Below are 25,085 nucleotides of genomic sequence, written 5' to 3'. Positions count from 1 at the left end.
CCCCTCCATAGCGTGTCAGTTCAAGTCGATCATGTCTGCCATTCCGTCGAATAAACCGTACCGCGTCGGCCGTTCCCGCACCGGGCTTGGCCTCTTCGCCACCAAACCGATCAAGAAGGGCGCCAAGATCATCCGCTATTTCGGGCCGCTGCTGGATTCCCGGAAGAAGGAAGAGGACGCGATCGAGAACAAATACCTGTTCGAGCTGAACAACCGCTGGACCATCGACGGTTCGGTGCGCAAGAACATCGCCCGCTATATCAACCACGCCTGCAAGCCGAACGCCGAATCCGACGTCAAACCGCGCAAGCGCAAGGTGTTCATCCGCGCGATCAAGAACATCGAGCCCGGCGAAGAGATCAACTACGATTACGGCACCGACTACTTCAAGGCCTATCTGAAGCCGATCGGCTGCAAATGCGCGGCTTGCGAGAAGAAGCGCAAGAAGCAGCGCGCCGAGGCGAGGGCCGAGAAGGCGCGGCTGAAGGCCAAGGCCGAGCGCAAGGCCCTGAAGCAAGCCGAGAAGCTGGCGGCGAAGGCCGAAAAGCTGAAGCAGAAGCTGAACGGCGCCAAGACCAATGGCGTTAAGGCGACCGGCGTTAAGGCGAACGGCATCAAGCTGAACGGCAAGCTGATGAACGGGCACGGCGGAAAATCCGCCGCCGGCAAGGCGACGCCGGTAAAATCCGGGATCCTTGCGGCGGCAAAAGCGAAGCCGGGCCGGGAACGCCGCGCCTCGGCTTAAGCCCCGGATTAGCCGGCCTTCACGAATGCCAGATTGGTCCAGGTGACGCCGGCGGCGCGGTTTTGGTCCTGACTGGATTCGTTGCGCAGATTCAAAACGGGCTGCAAGCCCTGTATCCGCGCAAGCTCGATCGTCTCCTCGGGCGAAATTTCGAACATGCGCCGTCCCGGTGGAACCGGCCCATGCCGGATTTTCATGATGACGGCGCCGCCGCTTCGTACCAGGGACGCCAGGTTTGGCATCGCGCGCCGGCGTTGCGGCCCGTCGAGATGCATCCAGACCGCGGTCAGCATGACGAGATCGAAGCTGTCGTCGCGGAGCCGCAGCCGGGCCAGATCCGGCAGGCTGTCGTCGAGCCATTCGATCCGCGGCGAGCGATGCAGCGCCATGGCCCGGAGGCGCAGCGCATCGGTCGGTTCGACCGCGACGATGCGATGTCCCTGTGCCGCGAACCAGGCGGCATCGCGCCCGGTTCCGGAGCCGATATCCAGGATGCGGCCCGGTGCCGCCGGAAGCAGATGCAGAACCGCCCGGTGGGCATCGGCGGCTGGGATGGCTTCATAGCGCCGGAAAAGCTCCTCGGCCTCGTCGGCATATCCTTCGGTACCGCTCACCTTCACGGACGTCATACGGCGCCTTCTGTTGCCCTCGGATGCTAGCACCCGGCCCCGGATGCGCAATCGCGCACCGGAGTTCGATGCTTCGCACCGCCCCGGAATGACATCGGGCTACCCGCCGGGTTTCCGGACCGATTTCGGCAGCGGCGCATCGCCGAAATCGAGCGTCGAGCGTTGCAGGATCGCGCCGGCTTCGTCGACCACGACACGAAATCGCCGGTGCTCGGAGAAGAAGGTCAGGCGATAGCGGCCGCTGTCGGCATCGACGCCGCGCTCGGAGAGGCCGGTGATCTTGCCGGCGCGCATCTGCTCCCTGAACAGCGGCAGCGCAATGCCGAGCCCCTCGGCGATCACAGAGGCGTCGATCGCAACGGCGCCGTTCTCGAATTCAACCGGTTTCATGGCCTGTGCCCAACTCTCATGCGATGCCTGCCGCCTTTCTTGACCGGGCGGGATAGGCGCATTCCGCCAGCGTGGTGGCGTCGAGCTCCCGCATGAAGGCTTCGCGCGCGGCGGCAAGGCGGGCCTTCAGGCGGCAGCGCGGCTTCAGCACGCAAGTGCCGCCGTCGTCGCGAAAACACTCGACCAAAGCGTGGCGATCCTCGAGCGCCCGCACCACTTCGCCGAGCGTGATCGACTGCGGCGGCCGCGCCAGCATGAAGCCGCCGCCGGCGCCGCGCTGGGTGCTGATGAAGCCGCCATCGGCGAGGTCGCGCACCACCTTGGCCAGATGATTGCGCGAGATGCCGAACTCGGTGGCGATCTCGTTGGTCGCGAACGACCGCGCCGGCTCGCCGGCCAGCCGCATCAGCGCGCGCAACGCAAAATCCGTAAACGACGTCAGGCGCATGGGATCCCCGAAAAAAGGCCTTGCAAACCGACTATAGCCGTCTAAATAGGTATTTGAAATACCTATTTGAGGAGATCGTCGTGACCCCTGCAGAACGGCGCGAAAGGATCACGGCCGAGATCGTCGCCCGGACCGGCATCACCGAGCCGCTGATCGAGCGGCTGGTGCGCGGTTTCTACACCAGGGTCCGCAGCGATGCGGTGCTGGGACCGGTCTTCGAAGCGCGAATTCACGACTGGGAGCCGCATCTGCAGCGGATGTTTGCGTTCTGGTCGTCGGTGGCGCTGATGTCGGGCCGCTATCACGGCACGCCGATGGCCAAGCACATGCCGCTGCCGGTCGATGCCGATCATTTCGACCGCTGGCTGGCGCTGTTCGAGGAAACCGCCCGGGAGGTCTGTTCCCCGGAAGCCGCCACCCATTTCGTCGAACTGGCGCGGCGGATTGCCGCCAGCCTCGAACTCGGCATCGCCGGCGCGCAGGGCGTGTTGCTCGGCAACGGCGAAAGGTTCCGGCGTAGCGGGGCAGGAGAGATGGCGGGATGATCGCCGCCGTAATCCGGAGCTGACGGAAACGGATCGGCCGCCGCCAGGCTTCGAGGCCTCTGCGGCAGCCGTTGTTTTCGGGTGATGCAGCCGCGGCTCACGCCGTGACCGCGCCGCCGCTCTTGCGCAGGCCGACATATTGCAGCTCGGCAAACGCGCCGACCGCAATCGCCTGCGCCGCGACCATGATCTCGCCGAGCAGATTGGGGTTGACCCATCCAGAGAACAGCAGCGCGATGCTGGCGAGCGTCCACGCGGCATTGCCGGCGACCACGATCGCCACCAATGCTTTCGGCATCGTCTGCCGCGTGCCGAGCCAACCGACCAGCGCGGCATAGGCGATCAGGAACAGGCCGGTCTCGCGCAACAGCGTCTCGGGCAGGCTGAGCCACGGCGCGAGCACGCCGGCGCCGAGCGTGAGCAGCACCGCCGAGACGCCGCTGAAGATGGCGTCGGCGAGGATGGCGCGGCGAAGAAACAGGGATGGCTGGATCATGGCAGTTCTCCTTTGCAGAGGGGTGGACCACAGTGATGCGAAGATGATCCGGCCGGGGAGGGAATTCGATTACGTCGGAGGTAATGGAAGCCGCGAAATTCGCATGGTAGGTTTTCGCACCATGAACGCACACACCGCCACGGCCCGCGCCGAGAACACCCAGCCCGTCCATATCGGCGATCACCTGCGCGAATGGCGGCAGCGCCGTCATCTCAGCCAGCTCGATCTCGCCGGCGACGCAGAGATATCCGCGCGGCATTTGAGTTTTGTCGAGACCGGCCGCGCGGCGCCGTCGCGCGAGATGGTGCTGAAGCTCGCCGAACGGCTGGAGGTTCCCTTGCGCGAACGCAATGTGCTCTTGGTGGCGGCGGGCTATGCGCCGGCGTTTCCGCAGCGCTCGCTCGACGATCCCGCGCTGAAACCGGCGCGGGCGGCGATCGACCTGGTGCTGAAGGCGCATGAGCCCAATCCGGCGCTGGCTTATGACCGGCACTGGAACCTGGTCTCGGCCAACCGCATGGTCGCTCCGCTGCTGCAAGGCATTCCGCAGCGGCTGCTCGGCCAGCCCCTCAACATCCTGCGACTCGCCTTTCACCCCGAAGCGCTGGCGCCGCGCACCGTCAACCTCGCCGAATGGTCCAGCCATCTGCTGGAGCGGCTGCACCGCCAGTGCGAGGCCACCGCCGATCCCGAACTGCTGAAGCTCTATTCGGAGCTGAAGGGCTATCCGATGCCGGCGCGCCCGGCGCCGCTGTCGTCGGACAATGTCGCGATCCCCTTCAAGCTGCGGCTTGACGGCGACGTGCTGAGCTTCATCTCCACCACCATGATCTTCGGTACGCCGGTCGACATCACGCTGTCGGAACTGGCGCTGGAGACGTTCTTCCCCGCCGACGAACTGACCGCCGAGCGGATGCGGAAGCTGGCGGCGAATTTGAAGTAGGCGCGGCGTCGTGGCGGTCATGGCCGGGCTCCGCGGTTCAGGTCCTGATGCGTAGTTACGAATCCGGAGCCGCAACCACAATAACCCCGGAGGTTATGTGGTGCGGGGCATGCGGCCCACGCCCTTGTTTCGCGCCCCGATCGGCCTATTTTGCAAACATCATTTCACGAAAGGCTGGCCTGATGAGCACCCTGAAACCGCTTCAGATCGACATCGTCTCCGACGTGGTGTGCCCGTGGTGCTATATCGGCAAGCGCCGCATCGAGAACGCGCTGGCGCTGACGCCGGACGTGCCGGTCGAGATCAACTGGCGGCCGTTCTTCCTCAATGCCTGGGTACCGCGCGAGGGCATCAGCCGCGACGAATATCTCACCGCGAAATTCGGTTCGGTCGAGGCCTATAAGGGCATCGCCGGCCGCGTCGTCGCCGCGGCGAGCGAAGAGGGCCTCACCTACCGGCCCGAACTGGTCAAGCGGCAGCCCAACACGACAGACTGCCACCGGCTGATCTACTGGGCCGATGCGCAAGGCAAGTCCGCCGAGATGAAGCAGCGGCTGATGGAATTGTATTTCCGCGACGGCGGCGATCTCACCGACGTCGATGTGCTGGTGCAGGCGGCGGCCGACGTCGGCCTCGATGCCGGGGACGTGCGCAAGCGCCTGGCGACCGACGAAGACGTCGACCTGATCTCGGCGCAGGCCAAGGACGCCTCCGACAAGGGCATCTCCGGCGTACCGACGTTCGTGTTTGCGCAGAAATACGCGGTGTCCGGCGCGCAGCCGGCCGAGCAGCTTGCCCGCGCCATCCGTCAGGTATCGGCGGAAGTGAACGCGCAGGCGGCGGAGTAGGGGCCTCAGCAAGGCTTGAATTCGTCGGCTGTCCGCGCGACAGTTCGATCTGGAGATCGCCAATGAAAATCAAGATCGTCATCCATGAGGCTGAGGAGGGAGGCTTTTGGGCCGAAGTCCCCGCTATTCCCGGTTGCGCCACGCAGGGCGACAGCATGGATGAACTCATAAAGAATCTTCATGAGGCGATCGAGGGATGTCTTTCGATTGAAGTCGCCCCGCCCGAGCCCGGTGGCACCGAACGGATGCTGGAATTGCCTGCATGAAATCAATAACCGGCCGCGAGTTTGCTCGTCTCGTCGAGCGGCGCGGTTGGTCATTGCTTCGCGTTAGCGGCAGTCACCATATTTGCAGCAAGAGCGGCAGCGTCGTGCGGCTGTCAGTTCCAATTCACGGCGACAAGCACTGAAGACAGGTCTGTTGCGACATCTGATGAAGCTCGCTGATCTTTCAGATCAGGATCTTTAGTGCCGCGCATCGGCGCCGAACATTAGGCCCGCATGAGCCGCGATGCCGGTGATTGGCCGCCTCGTTATCCGCGAACCGAAGCCGGTTGAGGATCAGCGATGATCCACGCCGACGTCCGGTCGGAAAAGGGAGGCTCGCTTGCGGGCCTCCCAAACTACGGTTGTGGACAGATCTAGCTAGCGAGTTCGTCGGCGGGCTTCGATCGCATCGCAACATAGGACGGTAGACGCTTGACAAGCCTTATGGACAACCTGAAGCTGTTGTTTTTGGGGGATATTGGCGGATGACGGCCTCAGATGGAGATCGGCTGTTTAATGCAGTTCGAATAGCGATCTCTCAGACTCTCGAACAGTTTCAAATCTCTGGCACTTCTCAAGAACTATCGACAACTTTCGCCAGCTGTTTCATTAAGGAGTATTATCACCAAAACAGTTACTTGTTTATCTTGCGCTATGGCTGTGGAGTGACTTCGCTGGGCTACGGCGAACTACGAGACTTGCTCCGATACTATGCCTTGCCTCGCAGCCGATCCGAAATAAATGTTTCGTTCCATTCTTCGCGGGCGCTTGAATTCGAACTGATTGCCATTTGGGATACCCTTGTCGCTCCATTGAATGAGTTTCAGACCATCTCGTCCACGATCGGCGACCTCTACCTCACCAGTAACAGCCCCGCTAAATTTGCCGAGCTTTACTTACAGATCTGTGAGTCTGCGCAGCACCAAACCGACATTAAAGATCTCCTCGGCAAGGCACCGAAGCAAATCTGCGATCTTCACGGCGCGAGCCTGCGCGGACTGATAGTGTTGGACGCGTATTATGCAACTTGCGCAGTATCCATTTCCGATGATCTCAAAATTGACCTCCCCAGCATCGTCGGACGATCGGGGTACGTCCATTCGGCCGGCCCACTTCTATACATCCGCAACACAGGAAAATTTGAAAGGTCGGCGCTACTTTCGAGGATGAGCACTTATCATGCTGGTCTGAGACTGGCCGCAAAAGACGACGGCAAACTGCCTCTCTTCCTTGTCGCCAATGAACATCTAGATCTTTATGACTCGGCGCGCGCCGAAGGCGACAGCGGACGAGGTGTCTTTCAAATTCGGATACCGAAAGACAAGTTCTTCATTGGCGGGCAACCTGCCCCGGATTTCTGGGATTCCCTTATTGCGGATAATGAGCTGAATAAGATCGTGACTCCGATGCCGGGATTACAGGATCCTCATCATGAGATCGAAGCTTTCGCGGCGGAAGGACAACCTCTTGCCCACCAAGCGCTCTTTCTCTTCCGAGATTTTGGAGTCGACGAGCAGCACAATCGCTCGAGTGAACAGTACATCATGTTGTATGCGCGAGTTTTTCGTAACTCATCTCCATTCTTTATCTTTGACGAGACAAAACCCGGCTGGTACGCACCGGTGACGGCCCCGCATACGATGACTAGCGCGATGCTGAACCTTTGTTTGGCCGGTCGAACAAAAAGTCGTGGGACCACGGTTATCTGCGATCCCTTTGTTGGATCGGGCACGTCAGCGCTGGAAGCTCTGAGATTTCCTGGCAAAGTAAGATTCGTAGCCGGAGACCTGTCGAAGCCCGCTGGGATAGCGCGAGCCGACAACTTCGCCTTTTTCTCACTGCCGCAATTCGCGCATGGAGAAACGTCGCCGAAAATCAAGCACCACCTGTCATCTGAAGTTTCTTCAATCCCCCTTTCGATCAACGGCTTGGCAGGGCTGCTCAGGGGTCTTACCGGGCCTGCTATGGAAGAACTCGTAAAGAGGGCAATCGAGGGGGCAACCTCGATTTCTGTACGACGGCCTAAGCCAAAACCCCCAGTCGCTATCGAAGCAGGCCTTGAATGGTCCCTGACTGCTATGCTGATGTTGCTGGTACAAAACGCTCCTGAAGCGTCAAAGACGCAGGCTGGCGTCCGGCAGCTTCGCGAGTACGACTTCAGCCCTGCTCTTCTAGCCTTTAGTGAGCCGGAGTTCTTGCCGCTGAGAGTGCTTACCTATCTTTGCTGGAGAGCAATTCTGCGAATCGGCTATGCTCTGTACAAAGAGAAGGACAAAGTAGCCATTCTTACAAAGGCACTCCTGTTTGAGTTCGAGTCTTTTGCGTTACGTTGCCAACTACTGGCCGATATTCGCAGTCTCAGACCTGATCAAGACGTGAAGCCTCTTAACGAGCGACTCCTCATTCAAAAGGGCTGGTACAGCCCAGAGATCATCGTGCCTCTGGAGGCCGTGCAAATACAAGGCACGAGCTTTGAGTTTGACGACAAGCTTCACATTGATGCACTGAGTTTGCTTAAGTCCCTCCGGAAGGAGGTTGACATTCTGATCACGGATCCCCCTTACGCATTCAACACGGACAACTATGAAGAAAACGTGGAACTCTATAAGGGGCTGCCGACGGCCATTGTGCAGTGCCTAAAAGACAATGGCCAAGCCGTAATCTGCCTACCCGAGCAGTCTCACAACGGCCAAAATATTCCCTCATACGCACGGAAGTCGTGGTTCGTACGCGCGTTCTTGGCTGCGGCCGCGCGCGACAAGGCGCAGGTCGTTAACCTTGCGGAAACTCGACCCGCGTATGACCCGTTATTTGATCCGCCTCACTACTGGCGAAGCAACCGGGCATTGACAAGATCCGTCTTGCACTTCACGTTGCATAGGAATTAAATCTTAGTCTTGGAGCTCACGTCATGAAAGAGTTCAATCCCTTAGCAATGCAAGATCCTTCTTGGGACGAAAGATTCCGCAGGGGCCGCGACGAATACGAGGCCGCCGTACGGAAGGAACAGGCTGCTGAAGCGGGTGCGAAACTGCAAAGGTACCTGTCGTCCTCTGAGCAAAGCCCTCAAATGAAGAGCCACAACTAATATAGGATTAGTTGATCAAGCGAAGTAAGAGGTCCCCCGCGGGGGCTTTGCTTTTTTGAACTTCGACTTTGTATCAACTGAAGCAATCACTACATTAGTCTTCAAGGACAACAGCGCGCCTATACATCGGCTGCGCCGACATGGGTGCACCGCGTCGTTCAGTCATTTCACGAACCTTGCCCTCGGCGAGATGGTCAAGGCGTCGAGCACCGTGTCCCGCGATATTCGCAAGGACGATTACGGCAAGCTCGAAGGCTACTGGTCGACCGAGATCGGGCCGCTCAATCAGGTCATGCATCTTTGGAGCTACGCCGACTTCAACGAGCGGGCGAGACTGCATGGCGAACTCGCTAAAAACCCGCGCTGGACCGACGAGAACATTCCGCTGATAGTGCGTCAGGATGCCCGCCTGCTCAAGGTGGTGCGGGCGCCGGTGCCCCCCGCAACGACGGGCCGACTTGAACGCGCGCGCCAAGGCGCGTGCCAGCGCCCATGAAAGATCCGGCATGGCAGGAATTTCTCGGCAAGAGCGGGCCGATGCCGAAGAGATGCATTCGACGATCATTCTGACGGCGCCGCACTCGCCGCCGAAGTAAGGCGGTTCGGGAACGGGAGCGATACAGGCCCCGAAATTCGTGTTGGGGCGCGCACGCACTGCGCTTATCGCAATGACGACGTTGCGGCTTCCGTGATTTGGCCGTCCTTGCATCGCGCGGTCTCCGTCGCAGAAATTTTCGTCGAACAGCCCGTGCACGTAAGAGCCGATTTGTTCAATCGATTCAACCAATCGACCCGACGGGCAAATCACGCAGAAGTCTGTAAAGCCCTCTTCGCAAAAATATTCTGATTTTCCGAAATAGCAAATCGGTCTATATCGATCGCATCCCGTCCCATCAGAGGGGCGTTTCGCGAACGTCACGGACGTAGGGGCGGGATGCGGTGGACGCGGGCGGCGCGCGAGACGGGCGTGCAGCTGGCGGACGGCGAAGTCGTGTGGTCCTGACACCCCGACGCTGGTGTCAAGTTCGCGCTAGGGAGCGCGGGCGACGGTGGCAAGAAAGCCCGGTCGCCGGGGAGATCACGTATAAGCCGTAAAACCATTGCGCAGGGAAGGCCGGGATGCTCCCGCTGAACCTGTATGCTCGTGTGCGTTTTTTTCGCACATATTTGCACACGAGACCGCGGGTGCAGCGCGCACCCGGTCTTCCCTGCGCCCTCTGACCGGAGGGCCAAAGGAAATTCGATGGCAAGCCTCGGGCGAAACACGCCGCGAGATCGCGAAGCTGCGTTTGCGCGTACGCTGTTTGAAATCAAAATCCGTTAGGGCGTTTTCCAGCTTGCTCGAACCAGTACACTTCTCGCGGGGCCTCATGGTTCGAGACGCGCGAAGACGCGCTCCTCACCATGAGGGACTGAGACCTCATCCTGAGGAGCATCGCCAACGGGTCGCGCGAATGCGCGCCCGATGACAGGCTCCGCGATGCGTCTCGAAGGATGGAGCATCTGAAGTGGAAATGGCTTTAGCGCAGGCCGATCGGCTCGACGCCTCACGCGTCCTTCAGATAATAATTGGCCCGCTTGCCGAGCGCGATCCGCCGCAATACGCGGCGCATCGCGAGCGAGCCGCGCAGCGGTCTGATCGCGGCGATCACGGTGCGATAGAAGGCAAGCTTGAGCACATCGCGCACCGGCTGGCGGCCCGGCGGCTGTTGCGGCAGGCCGATGCCGCGCAGCATCGAATTGAAGAAGTGCAAATCGTTGACGCGGCGCACCTCGCGGGTCTTCCAGGTGATCGCCATCGAGATCGAATGGCTGTCGGCGGTGCGCACCCAGTGCGGCCACTGATACGGCACATAGCAGCCGTCGCCCGCGAACATGTGGAATTCGGTGCCGCGCGACGCAAAACGCTCGTCATATTTCAGGTTGCGGTGCTTGGTCATCGAGCGCTCGATCTCCTCGTCGGAGACGATGGCGCGGTCGTTGTTGTCGTAGATCGTGAAGAATTTCTCGCCGTGGATCTGGACGAAGAAATTGTCTTCGCTGTCGAGATGGAACGGCGTGGTCGAATTCGGCGAGGACACGAAGATGAAGCCCTCGACCTGCTCGAAGCCGGCGTCGAGCAGGCTGTTGAAACCGCGCGCCCGCGCCACCGACAGCAGCGTGTCTTCCAGCAGCCTGCGATATTCCGGCGCGTTCTCCACGCGCTTGAGCACCATCCAGGCGCCGGCGGTTTCGATGCGCTTCACGACTTCCACGGGATCGAGATCGACCGATGGAATCGCATCCGGGTCCTGGCTGATCGCGACCTTGCCTGAATTATATTCGATCAGGTCGCGCGGCAATTCCGAAGCCAGCTGCGCGATGCGCGGCAGGTTCAACAGCGGATGGCCGGCGAGGCGGTGACGGATCGCGAACGGCTTTAACGGAAAGTCGCGCTTCAGCGCGTGATTCTCCGCGGTCAGCACCGGCGCAAAGGCGGTGACGGTGGTCATGACGGTTTCTCCTGGCGTTTCCGGATCAAATGAACGGCATGGCGCAGCGGCTCGCGGATCAGCTGGCGAAGCTTCAAGGCGGCGCGGACCAGCGGCACCACGGGATCGTGCGGCCGCAGCGGAATCAGCACGTCGCCGATGGCAAGGCGCCCGCGCCAGATCGGATTGATCATCGGATGATCGGCGCCGGCGGTGGAGTCGACCAGCCTGATCGTGGGATCGGCGCAGAGATGCCGCGTCAAATCGAGCGTCAGCTGCACGCCGGGTGAGAATTTCGCATAATGCTCGTCGACGCCGAGCTTGAAGTAGAACGCGCGGTCCTGGTGCCGCAGCACGACCGCGGCCGCGACTGGCGTTTCGCCCGACGACAGCGTCACGATCTCGCATTGGCGGAATTCGGCGAGTGCGGTGGTGGCGCGGCGGACAAAGCCGGCATCGCCGTCATGCTGCAGCAGCGCGGTGCCGCGCTGGCCTTTCCAGCCGGAAGCTTCCAGCTGCAGGAAAATCTCGACTGCGGAGGCGACCGCTTGCGGCGTGCTCGCGACCTCGAAGCGGACCTCGCCGTGCTCGGCGAGGCGGTTGCGCTGGCGGCGCAGTTCCTTCAGCTTCTTCGGCCCCAGCGCATCGCGCAGGCATTCATCGGCATCGCGCGTGGCGTCGAGACAGGCGCGGAGGTGGGATTGCAGCAGACGCGGACGCATGCCGCCCTGCCGCAGCACTTCCCTGAACGCCTTCATGGCCGCGCCGTCGAGCGACATGTCGCGCAGGATCAGCGCATGGGCGCCGGCCTTCCGTGCCTGCATCATCAGCCCGGCGGCGGCGTCCTCGGCCAAGTCGCGATCGAGAGGCGGGGTGCCAAGCGTGCCGTAGGGATCGGCGCTTACCAGAACCGGCAGCGGGATCTTCCAGGCGCGCCACATTGAAATCGCGGGCAGGAGCCCGATCAGCCGCGCCGCGCCGCCGTTTGCCGCCGCAGGTTGGCTCCACGCGGACAGCGCCGCGACGCCGGTACGGCCGCGCGCGGAGGCGTTCACCGCCAATTCCCAGTCGGGGAGGTAATAGCCGTTCGGCTCGTTGGCGCGTTCGGCAAGCGCGCGCCACTGGCTCGTGGCCACGGCCGTGAGCGGCGCAAGGCCATCGCCGCCACGCGAAGCCGCCTCCGCCGGCGGCCGCTTGCCGGCGATTACCGAACTGCCGCGCACCAGCGCTGTATCAGCTATCTCGACCACGTCCCCGTTTCCCCGTTCGCGACGACCGTAGCGGGCGCGTGCGCCGCCTCCTGCATTGCGTTGACGGGGACGCTAACGGAAAAGATTGGAAAAACCCGCTGGAGCGGAGATGCAATTCGAGCGGTGGTGTTAACCGGCTGTTCATGATGCGGACGTCGTGAGCGGCGTGTCCGCGGCGCTCGAGGTGGAGCGCTATCGCAGCGAACCGATCTTTTCCAGTTCCGCAAGGTTGGAAACCCTGAGCATGCCCTCGGACATTGCGAGAATGCGGCGTTCGCGAAGCTGGCTGAACACCCGGCTGACATGGACGGGGGTCAGCCCGACCGCGTCAGCGATGTGCTGCTGGCGCAACGGAAACGGGTAGCGCTGTTCACGGATCACGTTCCTCGCCGCTACTCGCGACATCAAGTGCAACAACAGATAGGCGATGCGTTCTTCGGCCGAAAGCTGGCCCAGCACGGTTACAAGCTCGGTCGCCTCGCGAGTTTCAGCGGCGCAGGAATTTGCCACGGCCCATCGGATGTCGGGGCTGGCGGCGCACCTCGTGAGGATTTCGGAGCGCGCGATTCCGCTCACCTGGACCTCGGTCAATGCCTTGACCGAGAAATGGTACGCTGTCTCGAAAATCGCAGTAGGAGAAAAGAAGTCTCCCGGCAGCAGGAATTTCAGAATTTGCCTGCGGCCGTCGGCAAGCTGAAAGTAGCGGAAGGCCCAGCCCGTGCAGAGTACGAATATGTCGTTGGATGGCTGATTTCGGTAGGCGATCTGCTCGCCTGCCCGGGCCGCAGCGAAGTGCTGCCAGCCGACCGGCCGGTCTGCCTCCGGGGTTTCCGAGGGCGACCCGAGCAGCGTCCCGCAAAAGCCGGTTTCGCGGTGAGGGCAGGTTACGCAAATCGACGCAATGGACATATCAGAGTGTTTGGCCAAACGGGCTCACATAGGTTCTACGTTAGGTTGTGTATGAACTTTCCTCCCGTCGCGGGGAGGAAGTTGCATCTGCATCTATCAGAATTAGCTAATTGAGCAAAACCAAATTGTAATTAGCTTTAATGCCTGCGGCGCCATCGGCCGCAGTCATGGCTCGAGCGGCGGCAGCTTGAAGGCTCCGGCGCCGCGTTTGCTCGCGTACACTTGATGTAGATCAACAACCTGGATCAAGTTATCGAGCTCGGAGTTTTTCAGAGAATCAATCTATTTTTTTTGATGGTGAAGAAACCACATTATCCGGCCCTGCCGGGACGCGGGGCTTGTGTCGAAAAATTTCATTAGGCATCCATTTGAGGAAATGTTCATGACGGAAGCAACTCTTGCCGACAGCAGCCAGGATCGCGAAATCAGGATGCGCTTCATGCGCATCGACGCCACGACCGGCGAACTGCTGCGCGAGTTCTGGAAGATAGTCGAGCCGGCGCTGCCGGAGGTGCTCGAAGGCTTTTATCGGCATGTCACCAGGGAGCCGCAACTCGCGCGCCTGATCGGCAGCGACATTCCCCGCCTCAAGGCCGCCCAGCGGTCGCACTGGGCGCGGCTGTTCAACGGCCGCTTCGATCATGAGTACATGCAGGGTGTCCGCACGATCGGTCTGATCCACAACAAGATCGGGCTGGAGCCGCGCTGGTACATCGGCGGATACAATTTCGTGCTGGGCCAGCTCGCCGCGCTCGCTGTTCGCCACTACCGATGGAAGCCGGGTCATCTCGCGGCGGTGCTGACCGCCCTGAACTGCGCGGTGCTGCTCGACATGGACATCGCGATTTCGGTCTATCAGGAAGCGATGCTGGCGGAGCGTCAGAAACATCAGGACAAGATCACTGCCGCGATCCGGGATTTCGACGGCCAGATGAAGATCGTGTTGAAGACGGTCGGGGGCTCGGCGGAAAATCTGCAGAACGCCGCCAATACGCTCGCCGCCAATGCCGAACAATCCACCAGGCAAACGACCACGGTGGCCGCAGCCTCGGAGGAGGCGTCCGCCAATGTGCAGGCGGTGGCGTCGGCTACCGAGCAACTGACGTCGTCGGTCAGGGAGATCGGGCGTCAGGTGACGGAGTCCACCAGGATGACGGGCAAGGCGGTAGAGCAGGCCGGCCAGTCCAGCGCCGGCATGCAGGGCCTCGCGGAAGCGGCGCAGCGGATCGGCGCCGTGGTCGAACTCATCAACAGCATCGCTGGGCAGACCAACCTGCTGGCGTTGAACGCCACTATCGAAGCGGCGCGGGCCGGCGATGCGGGCAGGGGATTTGCCGTCGTCGCCTCCGAGGTCAAGGCGCTGGCCGAACAGACCGCGAAGGCGACTGACGAAATCAGCCAGCAGATTCTCGCGATCCAGACCGCAACCCGGCAATCGGTCGGTTCGATCGAGGAAATCGGAACGACGATCGCGTCGGTCAACGAGATTGCGACGGCGATCGCGGCGGCCGTCGAGCAACAGGGAATGGCGACGGCCGAGATCGCGCGCAACATTCAGGAGGCTGCCCGCGGCACCCACGACGTTTCCAGCAACATCAGCGGTGTCAGTCAGGCCGCGAGCGAAACCGGCCAGACCGCAACGCAATTGCTGTCTTCCGCCAACGAGCTCTCGCAGCAGTCGGAGATGCTGCGCAACAATGTCGAAGGTTTCTTCGCGATGATCCGGGCTGCCTGATGCGGATGGCGCGTCGGCGCAAGAATGCGTTCGCGTTGCGATCAGCGCAGTCGTGGTTTGTACCGAGAAAAGTCTCAGGCGCACACTTCAAGGAGGCCGCATGTCAACTCTATCAGATCGCCCGTCCGATGAATTGATCTTCCAGCACCTTGGCGCAGCCATCGTGCTGTGCTGGGCGCAATTGCCTCTCGGGGCGAGAGACCAGATCCTGCGCCAGGCCGACGATGTGATCGGGCTGGCGCCGATCCCCGAAATTCGAAGCGAGATCGTGAAGCTGCTGTTGCGCCACGCCAAGGCGCAGTGGGCGGCTACCTTCCTGTCGGTCACGGCGCCCCGGAGTAATTCTCCCTTTCGGGGGCACTGATCCCGACGGATCGGCGTGAAGCCGACTTCGAGGGTTGCGTCAGATCGGCTCGTAGCTCTCGGATGCGCAGTTGTCGTCGGACTCGGCGCGCCGGCGATCGAGGATCAGGCCGCGGCTGATGACGAGGCGGTAGGTCTCGGCGCCCAGTGGCTTGCCCATGACAGAGGTGAGCTCGGCCCTGACGCATGCGGTCCAGCCCGCGCCCCTGACCTCGCGGTGCGGCGGCGAGACCTGCACGTGGCGCGGGTTCGACGCGGCGAGAAAGACCGAATCCAGTTTTTCGCGCACCAGCCGCTTGACGTCGGGCGGCGGCTCGGGCGGCGGTGGCTCGGCGGCTTGGTTGCGCATGAACTCAGGCACCGGCGAGCGGCTGTCGGCCATGCCGCAGCCCGCCAGCACAAATGCCCCGCCCGCAATCAACGCCAACCGAACAACGACCCGCCGCATTCGCCCACTTTATCCCGTGCCGGTTAAAATTGCCCACAATTGCGGATAATTTGCCCTTTCAGCCATCACCAATTGCTGAAACCGCTTCCACAGCCAGGCCGGCGCCTTGCCATGTCGATGGGGTTCACCCCCCGGAATCTGCCAGGAAGCCAAATTGCCAGGAAACAAAACGGGGTATTCGCGGCCGGGGCTTGAACCTCCGCGCGAGGACGACTGACCTATGGGGAAGCCTGGAGGTGTCCCATGATCCGCCCCGTCCTTCGCCATACCTTTCTCGCAGCGGGAATCTTGCTGGGCTCGCACGCGGCGCTCGCTGAAAATCGCGTCGCGCTGGTCATCGGCCAGTCGAACTATCGCGCCGTGGTTCCGCTCCCCAATCCGGCCAACGATGCCAAGGCCATGTCACAGATGCTGACCGAGTCCGGCTTCGAGGTGCTGACCGCTGCCGATCTGTCGCAGAACGAGCTGCGGACCAAGGTCGGCGACTTCGCGGCGAAGGTCGCCGCGAAGGGCCCCGATACCGTGGCGCTGGTGTTTTATGCGGGCCACGGCCTGCAGATCGACGGCGAGAATTTCCTGGTGCCGGTTGATGTCGACCCGAAGCGGGAAACCGACATTCCGCTGCAGGCGGTCCGTCTCAACGACGTCCTGAACACGCTTGCCTCGGTGCCGAGCAAGACCCGCATCCTGCTGCTCGATGCCTGCCGTAACAACCCGTTCCCCGACATCAACAAGACGGCAGGCCGCGGGCTCGCGATCGTCGATGCCAAGACCGGCGCTCCCGGCACCTTCATGTCCTTCTCGACCTCGCCCGGCGCCGAAGCCGAGGACGGCAGCGGCGCCAACAGCCCCTATACGTCGGCGCTGCTGGCCGCAGCGAAGGAGCCCGGGCTTTCGATCGAAGATACCTTCAAGCGCGTGCGTGTTGCGGTCAACAAGGCGACCGCGGGCCGCCAGACACCCTGGGACAGTTCCTCGTTGACCGACGACTTCAGGTTCGTCGGTCCCGCCATTGCCGGCCCAAAGCTCGCTTCCGTCAAGAAGACGGTCGATGAGTGGAAGCGCGACTTGAAGGGCAAGCCGGCCGAGGCCGCCAACGAATTGATCGTCGCCGACGGCACCGACGAGGCCTATGAAGCCTTCGCCGTCCTCTACGCGCAAACACCGCTGGGTTTGCAGGCGCGCGACTGGCTCGATCGTCACCGCCGCATGGTGGCATGGAACAACGCGGTGATCATCAATACGGCGGCCGGCTATCGCGCCTTCATTGCGCAGTATCCCGACAGCGATCTCGCCCCGACGGCACGCAAGCTTGAAGAGCGTCTGCGCAATCGTCCGAACTTCGTGGCGACCATCGCCACCGCCGGCGGCGCGCCGAACGCGTCCGGCGCGGCCGCGTCAGGCCCGGCAGCCGGCCAGCCGACCAACGCTTCGCTCGGCCCGACCTGTCCCTGCACCACGCCGACCCTGCCGCTGAAGAAGGTCGATACGCCGCCGAAGAAGCGCACCGAGCCCGATCCGCCCAAGCGCGTCGACCGTGCGCCGCCGAAACGTTATGTCGTGCCGGAAGACGATGTCGTGGTCTATCGTCGCCCGCCGCCGCGCGACTATTACGAGCCGCGCGGACCGTCGATCGGCATTGGAATAGGTATTGGCGGGTTTGGAGGAGGCGGTGGCTACGGAGGCGGTGATCGTAGCGGCGGTCACCAGGGCACATCGAGGAGCGGATACTGAAGGCAGACCCTTGCAGCGGCTTCGCCAGCGTCATGCCCCCTGAGCGATGATCGTGCTGCAGGGGAGGGCCATGCAGAAAATTCTCGTGCTGTTCGCGCTCGCCGTCCTTGCTGCAGCGCCCGCGCTGGCCTGGGAGCATTATGCGGTTTTCGCCGCTCACCCAGATCACACCGGCCAATGTCGGCGATCTCGACAGCTGCGCGCCGGCGGTGATGGCGCGGATGATGGTCGCGGTCGACCTGAGGGCGGGGAAGATTCTCTGGCAGTCGTCGGTTGGCACCGTGGAGGACCGCGCGCCGCTCGGGGTCGCACTCTCCTTCGGCACGCCGCTGGTCAACGGCGTGGCGATCACGGCAGGCGGTCTGGTCTTCACCGGCGCGATGGACGCCTATTTGCGTGCCTATGATGCGAAGTCGGGCGGGGAACTCTGGCAGGGCAGGCTGCCGGTCCCCGGCGTCGCCAATCCCATGACCTATCTCTGGAAGGGCGAGCAATATGTCGCAATCAGCGCCGGCGGCCATTCCGAATCCGGCACCACGATCGGCGACAGCGTGGTGGCGTTTCGCCTGGCGCGGCCGGGCGAAGCGCCCTCGCTATGGTCGCGCACCATCGACCGGCCCGGCGGGCGGTTCCTGGGCAAGGTCATTGCGCTCATGCTGCTGATGATGCTGGCGGCGAGCGTGTTCTGGCGCTGGCGCCGCCATTCAAGGCAGGGCCGGACCGGGCTATCCGGCATTCCCCGGTAGTTGGAGGCGGCTTACGCTTGCAAATCCGCCCACCACAGAACGCCTGCGAACACCGCAAACATGGTGACGACACCGACGGAAACCAGGATCGAATCGAGGGGCATTGCTGAATCCTTCAAAAAGAAGGCTCAAACTGGCAAAGCGCCGCTGGTCGTTTCATTGATCTGGATCAATGACAGCCATTTCGGCCGTTTGTCCTTGGCCGAAGCAAGCCGCGCCAGACTGCGCGTGGCCTGCAATTCCTTGCTGTGGCGCGCGCATGGCCAAGCTTATGAGCGGACGGACTTGGCGGGACGCTATGGCGGAACCAAAGTGTCGGCTACCGCGCCAGCCGGCGATTCGAGCGCGCCATCCCGCAGCGAATAAATGTGGTCGAATCGATCGAAGATCTTCTCGTCATGGGTGACGACGATGACGGCGGTTCGGTGCTCCGCCGCAACCCTTCTCAACATGTCCATGACGGTGCCGGCACGTTGCGAATCGAGTGCCGCGGTCGGCTCATCGGCCAAAATGATGCGTGGATCGTTGGCCAGCGCGCGGGCAATGGCAACCCGCTGCGCCTCTCCACCTGAAAGCTCACCGGGCATGGCGTCCTTGCGGCGCTCGATACCGAGGTAGGTCAGAAGTTCAAGCGCCCGACTCTTGGCTTGCGCCGGGCTTACGCCGGCCAGGATGCGGGCGACAGCGACGTTCTCCCAGGCATTGAGAAACGGCAGAAGGTTATGGGACCGGAAGATGAAGCCGATCTTCTCGAGCCGCAACCCGCGCAGGTCGGCGCGCAGCCACTTGCCGTCATAGACCAGTTCGCCGTTGAGCCGCATGCTCCCGGAATTTGGTTCGAGAATGCAGCCGATCACGTTGAGCAGCGTGCTCCCGATCCCGAAGACGCGGACTTCAACATTCTGTTCGGGTGCAGCCGTCCGCACCGGAATTTCGCGCATGAAGTGCCAATAATAGCCGCCGCCCACCACGATAAGAGCGGTAAGCAGCCCAGCCGCCAGTCTTAGAGCACGCGAACTCATTCCGGAGGCTTCGTTGGGAAGTCGACGCGTGCGCCAGCGAGTACAACTGCCAAGCCGCGCGTTCAATCAAGCGCATGGTGCAGATCATATCGTTCTTCCTGACCAAAAAAATATAATTGCCCGGGAGCGCTTGATCGGCGTTGCGATAGATCAAGCTGGCCTTGGGACGCGCTCCGGCTCGATTACGGTTGGCCGATTGTCCGCGGCGATACCGCCAGCAATCCGGCGCTGATAAATGCCAGCAGGGCCGCAAGCTGAAAGGTCTGGTGGAAGGCTTCGAAGAATTCGTGCTCCGATTGCAGGATGTCGAACACCATCAGGACGAGCGAGGCCGCGGCGACGGTGCCCAGCGTTCGCGTCAGCAGCGCGAGGCTGCCCGCAACCCCGCGCTCGCGAAGCGGAAGCGCTGCGGTCACGATATCGGTATAGGCGAGCTGGAACAGGCCGAGCCCGACGCCCTGCACGATCAGCCCTGCGACGCGCAAGGCCGTCGTCGTCTGTTCGGTCCATGCGCTGAGCATGAGGAGACCGGCGCCGATTCCGGCGGCACCGGCCATGGCGAGCCGCTCGGCGGAGATTCGGTGCCCGATCAGGCGGCCGCCGACCGGCGCGGCCAGCACCGCGCCGAGCGCGCCCGAAGCCAGAATGGCGCCGCCTTCGGCAAGCGCATAGGAACTCACCCGGGCGAGATAATAGGGCACCAGCAGCCAGACCGAAAACGCCGCGACATTGGCGAGCACGCTGACGAAATTCAGCATCGCAAAGCCCGGCAGGCGAAACACCTTGAAATCGATGATCGGCCGCGCCGCGCGGGACTGGCGGAAGATGAATCCCGCAAGGGCCAGGGCCGATAGCAGTCCGAGCCAGACGGCGGAGAACTCGCGAATGCGGTTGAGCGCCATCAGCATCGTCACCAGGCCGAGCGCCAGCGCGATGCCGCCTGCAATGTCGAAGGGTTCGCGTGCCGCGCGCGGCTGCGATGCCGGCAGCCCGCGCAACAGCAACAGCGCTGCGATTGCGATCGGGATGCGAAACCAGAACACCGCGGGCCAATCCCAGATCGCCACCAGCGCGCCGCCGAGCAGGGGACCGAGCATCAGGCCAAGCGCCATCATCATGGTGTAGATGCCAAGCGCGCGGCCGCGCCGCTCCTCGCCATAGAGGCTCGTCACCAGCGCCGCACCGCAACTCAGCACCAGTGCTGCGCCGATGCCCTGCAGGCAACGAAAGGCCAGCATCGCGCCATAACTTGGCGCGATGCCGACGAGCAGGAACGTCGCTGCGCTCCAGATCAATCCGGTCCGGTAGACGATGGCATGGCCGACGGTGTCGCCGATCCGCCCCAGTGCCAGCAGGAGACTGGCATAGGCCAGCACGTAGCAGATTACCACCCACTGGATGTCGCCGATCGCGAGGTCAAATCCCCGGGTGATGGCCGGGAAGGCGATGTTGACGGCGGTGTCGAGCTGCGTCGTGGCCGTGCCGAGCCCGATCATGGCGATCTGCAGGGGTCTTGAACGGAGCAGGCCGGCCGACACGTGGGGGGAATCGGGTTCGGTTGATGACGGCACCTTGGTCCCTTCGGACGGAAACCTTGAAGCAAGCGGCCCGCGGCCGCCGCTATCCATGCCTCAACCCGATGCGCCGGGAAAGAGCCTGCGGCTGCCGAGGCGGTGAGCCCTCAAGAGATCAGTCGCGGGAGGGATGGCGGACGCAGCGCCGACCTCGATGTCCGGCGGTGAGGCGGCGCGCCCCGCGCCTAGTCGAAGGCGAGGCCGATCCGCCTGTCGTTGCTCCAGACCGCATGGCAGCGGCGGATGAACTGGTCTTTTTCGATCACCAGCATGAACGATGACGGCAGGCTGACGCAGCTGGCGAGGTCGACCGCGGCGCCGTTCGGCGACAGATTGCGCACGGTGCAGGTGATGATGCCGCTGCCATCGAATGCGATGGCGCCGCCCTTCAGCACCCGGAATCGCGGCGCCGCTCTCTTCTCGACAATATGCTCGCTCATCGCCGCAAATCCGAAAATGCCGCCTCGCTGACTTCAGTCCAAAGTAGCAGAGCGGAATTACGGACGATTGAATCGAATACCCGTAAAATTTGATGCCGGATTCAGGTTTCGTTTACGCTGGCGCGGCGTTGCAGAATCTGTCCATGCTGCAACTTCACACTGCAACGGAGATCACGATCATGAAAACGACGGGCGCGCTGCTGTTTGCCGCCGGCCTTCTGCTTTCGGCGGCGCCGGCCCATGCCGTCGTGGTCGACCTGTCGACCATGACCTGCAAGCAGTTCGTCGAAGGCAGCCAGGACGAAATCAAGATGGTGTTGACCTGGATGGACGGCTGGTACAAGGGCGATTCCGACGAGGCGATCATCGATACCGACGTGTTCGTCGAGAACGCCAAGAAGTTCGGCACCTTCTGCGGCAAGAATCCGACCGTCAGCATCGTCACCGCCGCCGAAAAGATTCTCGGCAAGTGATCCGCTGACCGGCAGCGGGCTTTCGCACGAAAGCACTATGTCAGCATCGCGAAAGCGCTCGATACCATCGCCACAGGCTTGTTGTCGTGGGCGCTGGACAGGGTGACATGGCCGAAGCTCATGGTGCGGCCCATGCGGACCACCCGCGCGTCCGCCAGCACGTCGGATGCGGTCGCGGCTCGCATGAAATGCGTGGTTTGATCGACCGTCGTCATCGGCCGGTAGCCGCGGTTGGCCGCGAGGTTGGCAATCACCATTGCGGTGTCGGCGAACGCCATCAACGCCTGGCCGCAGACGATGCCGCCGTTCCGGCACAGCCGCTCGGAGAAGGGCATGCGCAGGACCGCACCCGGCTGCCAGCCGGCGGCGGCAGTTTGCGGCGGCTCGTAATCGATGCCCTCGATCGAGAGATTGAGATCCTGCACCCACGGCGCAAACACATCGCCGAGCACGCGCCTTGCTTCCTCGATATCGAATTTCCTTGGGTGCTGTTGGTCCTGTTTCAACGTCGGTTCCCCCCGTTTCATATGGTTTCCTCGCATTCTTAAGTGCGTCCGACCCAAATGAACACTCTCCCTGCGCGGCTTGAAAATGTCTGACTTCCAGCCGTAGGATAGCCGGGTAGGGAGAGCAGGGTGACCATGTTCAGGCGATTGGCACTGATTTTCAGCGTGGTCGCCCTAGGTCTCGTGCTCAATGGTTGCACCAAATGCGGCCCGGTCTGGGACGATTGGACGCAATCGCCGAAATCCTGCAAGTCGGACCGGTATTGAACCTGAAGGCGGGCGCGCTTGGCGTTGCGGCGGGTGCGGTGATATATAGCCTTCGAAAATCCAGGGAGTTTCCCCGATGAGAATTCTTGGCGCGGCCGCCGTCGTCGCGTTGCTGGCAGGGACGGCTTACGCGCAGACCCCCAACATCAACCTGATCCCGGAGTTGCAATCCAAATCTCCGGAGGAAAAGGAAGCCGAGGCGGAACGCGACAAGAAATACAAGGATTCGCTGAAGAAGATTCCGGACGCCAAGGTCTCCAACGATCCCTGGGGCGGCGTGCGCAGCGCCGATGCGCCCAAGACATCCACATCCAAGACGCAGGCTCCCGCGAAGCCGCGGACCAAGACCGGCAGCACCGCCAACTGAGGCGGTGCGCCTCGATCAAGCCAGTGCGGCCGACTGATCGAGCAGCGTCTCGTAGCATTCGCAGGACATTTGCATCAGTGCGGTCCGGTCCAGGATCCTGATTACGCCACGCGAATAGCTGATCGCGCCGGCGGCCTGCACCTTGCTCGCGACTTCCGTCACCGAGGTGCGCCGCACCCCCAGCATTTCCGCGAGGAATTCCTGCGTCAGCGCGACGGTGTCGCTGCCCGCATGGTCGGCGCTCTGCAGCAGCCAGCGGCAGAACCGGGCCTCGATCGAGTGCAGCGCGTTGCAGGCGGCCGTCACCCGCGCCTGCGACAGCAGCACCTCGTTGTAGCGGATGCAGAGATTGCGAATGGGTTCGCTGGTCGCGGCGATGGTCCTGAAATGGGTGGCGGCGATCCTGCTGCTGGCCATCGGCATCTGCACCACGACGCGAACCAGCGACTTGTACAGGCCGAGCCCGGCCATCGCGCCGACCACGCCTTCGCGGCCGACGGTCGCGGTCTCGATCGCCTTGCCACCGCGCAGCACGGCGAGCAGCGACAGCATGCCGTTATGGGGAAAGTAGACGTGGTCGACCTCGCCGCCGGCTTCGCCCAGCACGAGCGCCTGCGGCAGAGACACCGACGACAGATGCGGAAGCAGCCGGTCGAAATCATGACGCGGCAGCGCAGCGAGCAGTCTGTTGTCAGAGGGTAGTCCGATGTCGACGGGCGCTGCCACTGCGATGTCCTGCCCGGTCGGTTGGCCGAGTTACCGCAGGAGTGAGAAGAGCGCTCCGAGAGGGCGATCCGCGGTTTGCCGGCGACTGGGGATCGTCGCCGATGCTGAATTGTAGCAATCCTAGGTCGAAGAGGCGACTCAATTCCCGGCATTCGGGTAGGGGGACTCGGATTGGCCGCCGCCCACCCTATATTGAGCCGGTCGTCATCTGTTGGAGTTGCGACATGGCCTCGCGCCCGCGCGATCTCGCCGACCGGATGGCCGCCCGGCGCAAGCCGGACGACGGCTTTCTGCGCGAGACCTTCACCTTGCCCCGTGAGGCGGCGCGGACGAAGGCGCGGGACTTCCTCACCCGCTTTCCCAGGGCCGCCTATATGAGCGGGGTCGAAAGCTGGCGCGAACTGCCTGACGGCGATATCGAATTCACCATGCGGCGGCTGCGCAGCGCCGACTGACGGTTCCGGATCAGGGGGGCGGTGTCGTTCCCCCAACTATCTATGAATATTGAGATTCTTCCCACGGGGGACATTCCGGCGTCGTCGCATGGCTTCCGCCAGAGGCGGGAACGATGGCTGGACAGAGCGGCTCAAGCGCGGTCGGAAACCACGTGATCGCAGGCGTAGCAGCGGAAAACCTTGATGGCGGCGTGGGTCGACAGCGCGGGGAGTTCGCCCAGCCGTTTCATTTCAGCGCCGCATCTTTCGCAACGGCGCGCGGGGCTGTCCTGATCCGCCGGATCGGGCGGAGCGTTCCCGTCGCCAGACGCCATGATGGCCGCCCTCGCGCTTTTTTCCGAATCGGTGACAGTCAGCCTGCCACATCTGCGTGTACAGCATAGTGCCAGCTCAACTCAAGCTTGTAGGTGGGGCGGGGCTTACCGGAGGCGGGGGCTATTCTTCTTCCGCTCCCAGCAGCTTGCCGCTCGTCCGGTTGATGAAATGGAGGCGACTGCAGGCCTGGCAGACCACGGTTTCGTAACTGGAGGTTGAATCGTCGGCCCCGGGGTCGTCAGCCAGCCAGTGCTGCACATTCATACCGGTTCGCGGACACTTGAAGATAATATTACCCATAAGTGAGGCATTCTGGCCTCCAGAAGGTTTTTCCGAATTGATCCGCGTCAATGTTTTCGGACGGACGATATGCCAGCGAGCCCCGCCGCCGCGAATCGGGGCCGGTAAGGGCTCAATTCGGCGCGCAGGATCCATCGAAAAGGCGGAGCCCGAACGATCCGCTCGCCGGGCTCCTGGCAGATGCCGGAACGGCGCCCTCGCGGGGCCACTCGGTAGGTGCTGATGTATCAATGATCCAGGCCGCAACAGCGCGCATTGATCCAGGGCAAAGGCGCGAGGCCTTATTCGGCGGCATTGCCGCATCCATGGGAAAGGAAAAACTGAGCCTCGCCCGCCGGCCTCAATCGAACGCGACGCCGATCCGTTTTTCCTTACGCCAGATGACGTGGCAGTGGTGCGGCGAGCCATCGGCGAACAGCGTGAAATGCGCGGGGATGCCGACCGGGCTGGTCACGTCGAGAGCCGCGCCCGCAGCCGATAGATTGCGGATCATGCAGTCGATCGCGCCGCCGTGGAACTCGATCGTTCCGGCCTTCAAGACGCGGTGCCGTGGAGAAGTCCGCTTCTCGTCCATGGAATCCACATA

29 protein-coding genes and 1 pseudogene are annotated in these 25,085 nt (G+C 62.5%); 15 read left to right on the top strand and 15 right to left on the bottom strand.

Annotated features, from left to right (window positions below):
* Positions 1–31 precede the first annotated feature (31 nt).
* On the top strand, positions 32–745 hold the full coding sequence (locus KMZ68_RS18120; RefSeq protein WP_215612556.1) for an SET domain-containing protein: 714 nt from the start codon (positions 32–34) through the stop codon (positions 743–745).
* An 8-nt stretch (positions 746–753) separates the two neighbouring features.
* On the opposite strand, the gene KMZ68_RS18115 is transcribed toward KMZ68_RS18120, so the two are convergent.
* Genes KMZ68_RS18115 through KMZ68_RS18105 form a run of 3 tightly spaced genes read right to left on the bottom strand, consistent with a single transcriptional unit; the run spans position 754 to position 2,212 of the window.
* A complete protein-coding gene (locus tag KMZ68_RS18115; RefSeq protein ID WP_371741351.1) occupies positions 754–1,425 on the bottom strand; it encodes a class I SAM-dependent methyltransferase in 672 nt (223 codons plus the stop codon).
* Positions 1,426–1,473: 48 nt separating this feature from the next.
* On the bottom strand, positions 1,474–1,764 hold the full coding sequence (locus KMZ68_RS18110; protein WP_215612555.1) for a DUF6522 family protein: 291 nt from the start codon (positions 1,762–1,764) through the stop codon (positions 1,474–1,476).
* Positions 1,765–1,780: 16 nt separating this feature from the next.
* A complete protein-coding gene (locus tag KMZ68_RS18105; RefSeq protein ID WP_215612554.1) occupies positions 1,781–2,212 on the bottom strand; it encodes an RrF2 family transcriptional regulator in 432 nt (143 codons plus the stop codon).
* A gap of 80 nt (positions 2,213–2,292) precedes the next feature.
* Here KMZ68_RS18105 and KMZ68_RS18100 point away from each other — a divergent pair, with 80 nt between their 5' ends.
* Entirely contained in the window at positions 2,293–2,757 is a 465-nt protein-coding gene (locus tag KMZ68_RS18100; protein WP_215612553.1) for a group III truncated hemoglobin, read from the top strand.
* Positions 2,758–2,854: 97 nt separating this feature from the next.
* Here KMZ68_RS18100 and KMZ68_RS18095 read toward each other — a convergent pair whose 3' ends face one another.
* Entirely contained in the window at positions 2,855–3,253 is a 399-nt protein-coding gene (locus KMZ68_RS18095; protein ID WP_215612552.1) for a hypothetical protein, read from the bottom strand.
* A 121-nt stretch (positions 3,254–3,374) separates the two neighbouring features.
* Here KMZ68_RS18095 and KMZ68_RS18090 point away from each other — a divergent pair, with 121 nt between their 5' ends.
* From KMZ68_RS18090 to KMZ68_RS18065, 6 genes are all read left to right on the top strand, one after another.
* Positions 3,375–4,196, top strand: a complete 822-nt coding sequence (locus tag KMZ68_RS18090; protein ID WP_215612551.1) for a helix-turn-helix domain-containing protein — start codon at positions 3,375–3,377, stop codon at positions 4,194–4,196.
* A gap of 182 nt (positions 4,197–4,378) precedes the next feature.
* Positions 4,379–5,044 (top strand): DsbA family oxidoreductase, encoded by a 666-nt coding sequence (locus KMZ68_RS18085; protein ID WP_215612550.1) that lies wholly within the window; start codon positions 4,379–4,381, stop codon positions 5,042–5,044.
* Between the two features lie 62 nt (positions 5,045–5,106).
* The gene (locus tag KMZ68_RS18080) at positions 5,107–5,310 is read left to right on the top strand and encodes a type II toxin-antitoxin system HicB family antitoxin (protein WP_215612549.1); all 204 of its coding nucleotides are present in this window, start codon (positions 5,107–5,109) and stop codon (positions 5,308–5,310) included.
* Positions 5,307–5,453 carry a type II toxin-antitoxin system HicA family toxin gene (locus KMZ68_RS26250; protein WP_215612548.1) on the top strand — a complete coding sequence of 49 codons (147 nt, stop codon included), beginning with the start codon at positions 5,307–5,309 and terminating at the stop codon, positions 5,451–5,453. Before KMZ68_RS18080 ends, KMZ68_RS26250 begins: the two co-directional genes overlap by 4 nt.
* Before the next feature lie 342 nt (positions 5,454–5,795).
* Positions 5,796–8,198, top strand: a complete 2,403-nt coding sequence (locus tag KMZ68_RS18070; protein ID WP_215612547.1) for a hypothetical protein — start codon at positions 5,796–5,798, stop codon at positions 8,196–8,198.
* 255 nt (positions 8,199–8,453) lie between these two features.
* The gene (locus tag KMZ68_RS18065; RefSeq protein ID WP_249779397.1) at positions 8,454–8,894 is read left to right on the top strand and encodes an NIPSNAP family protein; all 441 of its coding nucleotides are present in this window, start codon (positions 8,454–8,456) and stop codon (positions 8,892–8,894) included.
* Positions 8,895–9,945: 1,051 nt separating this feature from the next.
* Here KMZ68_RS18065 and KMZ68_RS18060 read toward each other — a convergent pair.
* From KMZ68_RS18060 to KMZ68_RS18050, 3 genes are all read right to left on the bottom strand, one after another.
* On the bottom strand, positions 9,946–10,890 hold the full coding sequence (locus KMZ68_RS18060) for a JmjC domain-containing protein (RefSeq protein ID WP_215612546.1): 945 nt from the start codon (positions 10,888–10,890) through the stop codon (positions 9,946–9,948).
* Entirely contained in the window at positions 10,887–12,119 is a 1,233-nt protein-coding gene (locus tag KMZ68_RS18055; protein ID WP_215612545.1) for a GNAT family N-acetyltransferase, read from the bottom strand. The genes KMZ68_RS18060 and KMZ68_RS18055 overlap by 4 nt, the downstream gene beginning before the upstream one ends.
* Before the next feature lie 192 nt (positions 12,120–12,311).
* Positions 12,312–13,028 (bottom strand): Crp/Fnr family transcriptional regulator, encoded by a 717-nt coding sequence (locus tag KMZ68_RS18050; RefSeq protein ID WP_215612544.1) that lies wholly within the window; start codon positions 13,026–13,028, stop codon positions 12,312–12,314.
* A 382-nt stretch (positions 13,029–13,410) separates the two neighbouring features.
* On the opposite strand from KMZ68_RS18050, the gene KMZ68_RS18045 reads away from it, so the two are divergent.
* Both KMZ68_RS18045 and KMZ68_RS18040 read left to right on the top strand, forming a co-directional pair.
* A complete protein-coding gene (locus KMZ68_RS18045) occupies positions 13,411–14,763 on the top strand; it encodes a globin-coupled sensor protein (RefSeq protein WP_215612543.1) in 1,353 nt (450 codons plus the stop codon).
* Between the two features lie 100 nt (positions 14,764–14,863).
* Positions 14,864–15,127 (top strand): hypothetical protein, encoded by a 264-nt coding sequence (locus KMZ68_RS18040; RefSeq protein WP_215612542.1) that lies wholly within the window; start codon positions 14,864–14,866, stop codon positions 15,125–15,127.
* A gap of 39 nt (positions 15,128–15,166) precedes the next feature.
* Here the strand turns inward: KMZ68_RS18040 and KMZ68_RS18035 are convergent, their stop codons facing one another.
* Positions 15,167–15,574, bottom strand: a complete 408-nt coding sequence (locus KMZ68_RS18035) for a hypothetical protein (protein WP_215612541.1) — start codon at positions 15,572–15,574, stop codon at positions 15,167–15,169.
* A 243-nt stretch (positions 15,575–15,817) separates the two neighbouring features.
* Between KMZ68_RS18035 and KMZ68_RS18030 the strand changes: the two genes are divergently transcribed.
* Positions 15,818–17,308, top strand: coding sequence for a caspase family protein (locus KMZ68_RS18030; RefSeq protein WP_215612540.1), 1,491 nt, complete (start codon positions 15,818–15,820; stop codon positions 17,306–17,308).
* 224 nt (positions 17,309–17,532) lie between these two features.
* Positions 17,533–18,054 (top strand): annotated as a pseudogene (locus KMZ68_RS18025) (outer membrane protein assembly factor BamB family protein); the annotation flags it as partial.
* 296 nt (positions 18,055–18,350) lie between these two features.
* Here KMZ68_RS18025 and KMZ68_RS18020 read toward each other — a convergent pair.
* From KMZ68_RS18020 to KMZ68_RS18010, 3 genes are all read right to left on the bottom strand, one after another.
* Complete coding sequence (locus KMZ68_RS18020) at positions 18,351–19,142, bottom strand: ABC transporter ATP-binding protein (RefSeq protein WP_249779396.1); 792 nt, start codon at positions 19,140–19,142, stop codon at positions 18,351–18,353.
* Positions 19,143–19,258: 116 nt separating this feature from the next.
* The gene (locus tag KMZ68_RS18015; RefSeq protein ID WP_215612538.1) at positions 19,259–20,647 is read right to left on the bottom strand and encodes an MFS transporter; all 1,389 of its coding nucleotides are present in this window, start codon (positions 20,645–20,647) and stop codon (positions 19,259–19,261) included.
* A gap of 188 nt (positions 20,648–20,835) precedes the next feature.
* The gene (locus tag KMZ68_RS18010; protein WP_215612537.1) at positions 20,836–21,090 is read right to left on the bottom strand and encodes a PilZ domain-containing protein; all 255 of its coding nucleotides are present in this window, start codon (positions 21,088–21,090) and stop codon (positions 20,836–20,838) included.
* A 179-nt stretch (positions 21,091–21,269) separates the two neighbouring features.
* Here KMZ68_RS18010 and KMZ68_RS18005 point away from each other — a divergent pair, with 179 nt between their 5' ends.
* Positions 21,270–21,563 (top strand): HdeA/HdeB family chaperone, encoded by a 294-nt coding sequence (locus KMZ68_RS18005; protein ID WP_215612536.1) that lies wholly within the window; start codon positions 21,270–21,272, stop codon positions 21,561–21,563.
* A 35-nt stretch (positions 21,564–21,598) separates the two neighbouring features.
* Here the strand turns inward: KMZ68_RS18005 and KMZ68_RS18000 are convergent, their stop codons facing one another.
* The gene (locus KMZ68_RS18000) at positions 21,599–22,090 is read right to left on the bottom strand and encodes a PaaI family thioesterase (protein ID WP_215612535.1); all 492 of its coding nucleotides are present in this window, start codon (positions 22,088–22,090) and stop codon (positions 21,599–21,601) included.
* 322 nt (positions 22,091–22,412) lie between these two features.
* Between KMZ68_RS18000 and KMZ68_RS17995 the strand changes: the two genes are divergently transcribed.
* Complete coding sequence (locus KMZ68_RS17995) at positions 22,413–22,703, top strand: hypothetical protein (RefSeq protein ID WP_215612534.1); 291 nt, start codon at positions 22,413–22,415, stop codon at positions 22,701–22,703.
* 15 nt (positions 22,704–22,718) lie between these two features.
* Here the strand turns inward: KMZ68_RS17995 and KMZ68_RS17990 are convergent, their stop codons facing one another.
* The gene (locus KMZ68_RS17990) at positions 22,719–23,429 is read right to left on the bottom strand and encodes a Crp/Fnr family transcriptional regulator (protein WP_215612533.1); all 711 of its coding nucleotides are present in this window, start codon (positions 23,427–23,429) and stop codon (positions 22,719–22,721) included.
* A gap of 224 nt (positions 23,430–23,653) precedes the next feature.
* On the opposite strand from KMZ68_RS17990, the gene KMZ68_RS17985 reads away from it, so the two are divergent.
* The gene (locus KMZ68_RS17985; protein WP_215612532.1) at positions 23,654–23,884 is read left to right on the top strand and encodes a hypothetical protein; all 231 of its coding nucleotides are present in this window, start codon (positions 23,654–23,656) and stop codon (positions 23,882–23,884) included.
* 435 nt (positions 23,885–24,319) lie between these two features.
* Here the strand turns inward: KMZ68_RS17985 and KMZ68_RS26245 are convergent, their stop codons facing one another.
* Positions 24,320–24,634, bottom strand: coding sequence for a hypothetical protein (locus KMZ68_RS26245; RefSeq protein WP_371741350.1), 315 nt, complete (start codon positions 24,632–24,634; stop codon positions 24,320–24,322).
* A gap of 205 nt (positions 24,635–24,839) precedes the next feature.
* Positions 24,840–25,073: a PilZ domain-containing protein gene (locus KMZ68_RS17975; protein WP_215612531.1), complete on the bottom strand. Its 234-nt coding sequence runs from the start codon at positions 25,071–25,073 to the stop codon at positions 24,840–24,842.
* Between the last annotated feature and the right edge of the window lie 12 nt (positions 25,074–25,085).

Source organism: Bradyrhizobium sediminis, from assembly GCF_018736105.1.
Taxonomy (GTDB): domain Bacteria; phylum Pseudomonadota; class Alphaproteobacteria; order Rhizobiales; family Xanthobacteraceae; genus Bradyrhizobium.
Note: the sequence above shows the minus strand (reverse complement) of the source record. Positions and strands in the feature narration are given on the sequence as shown.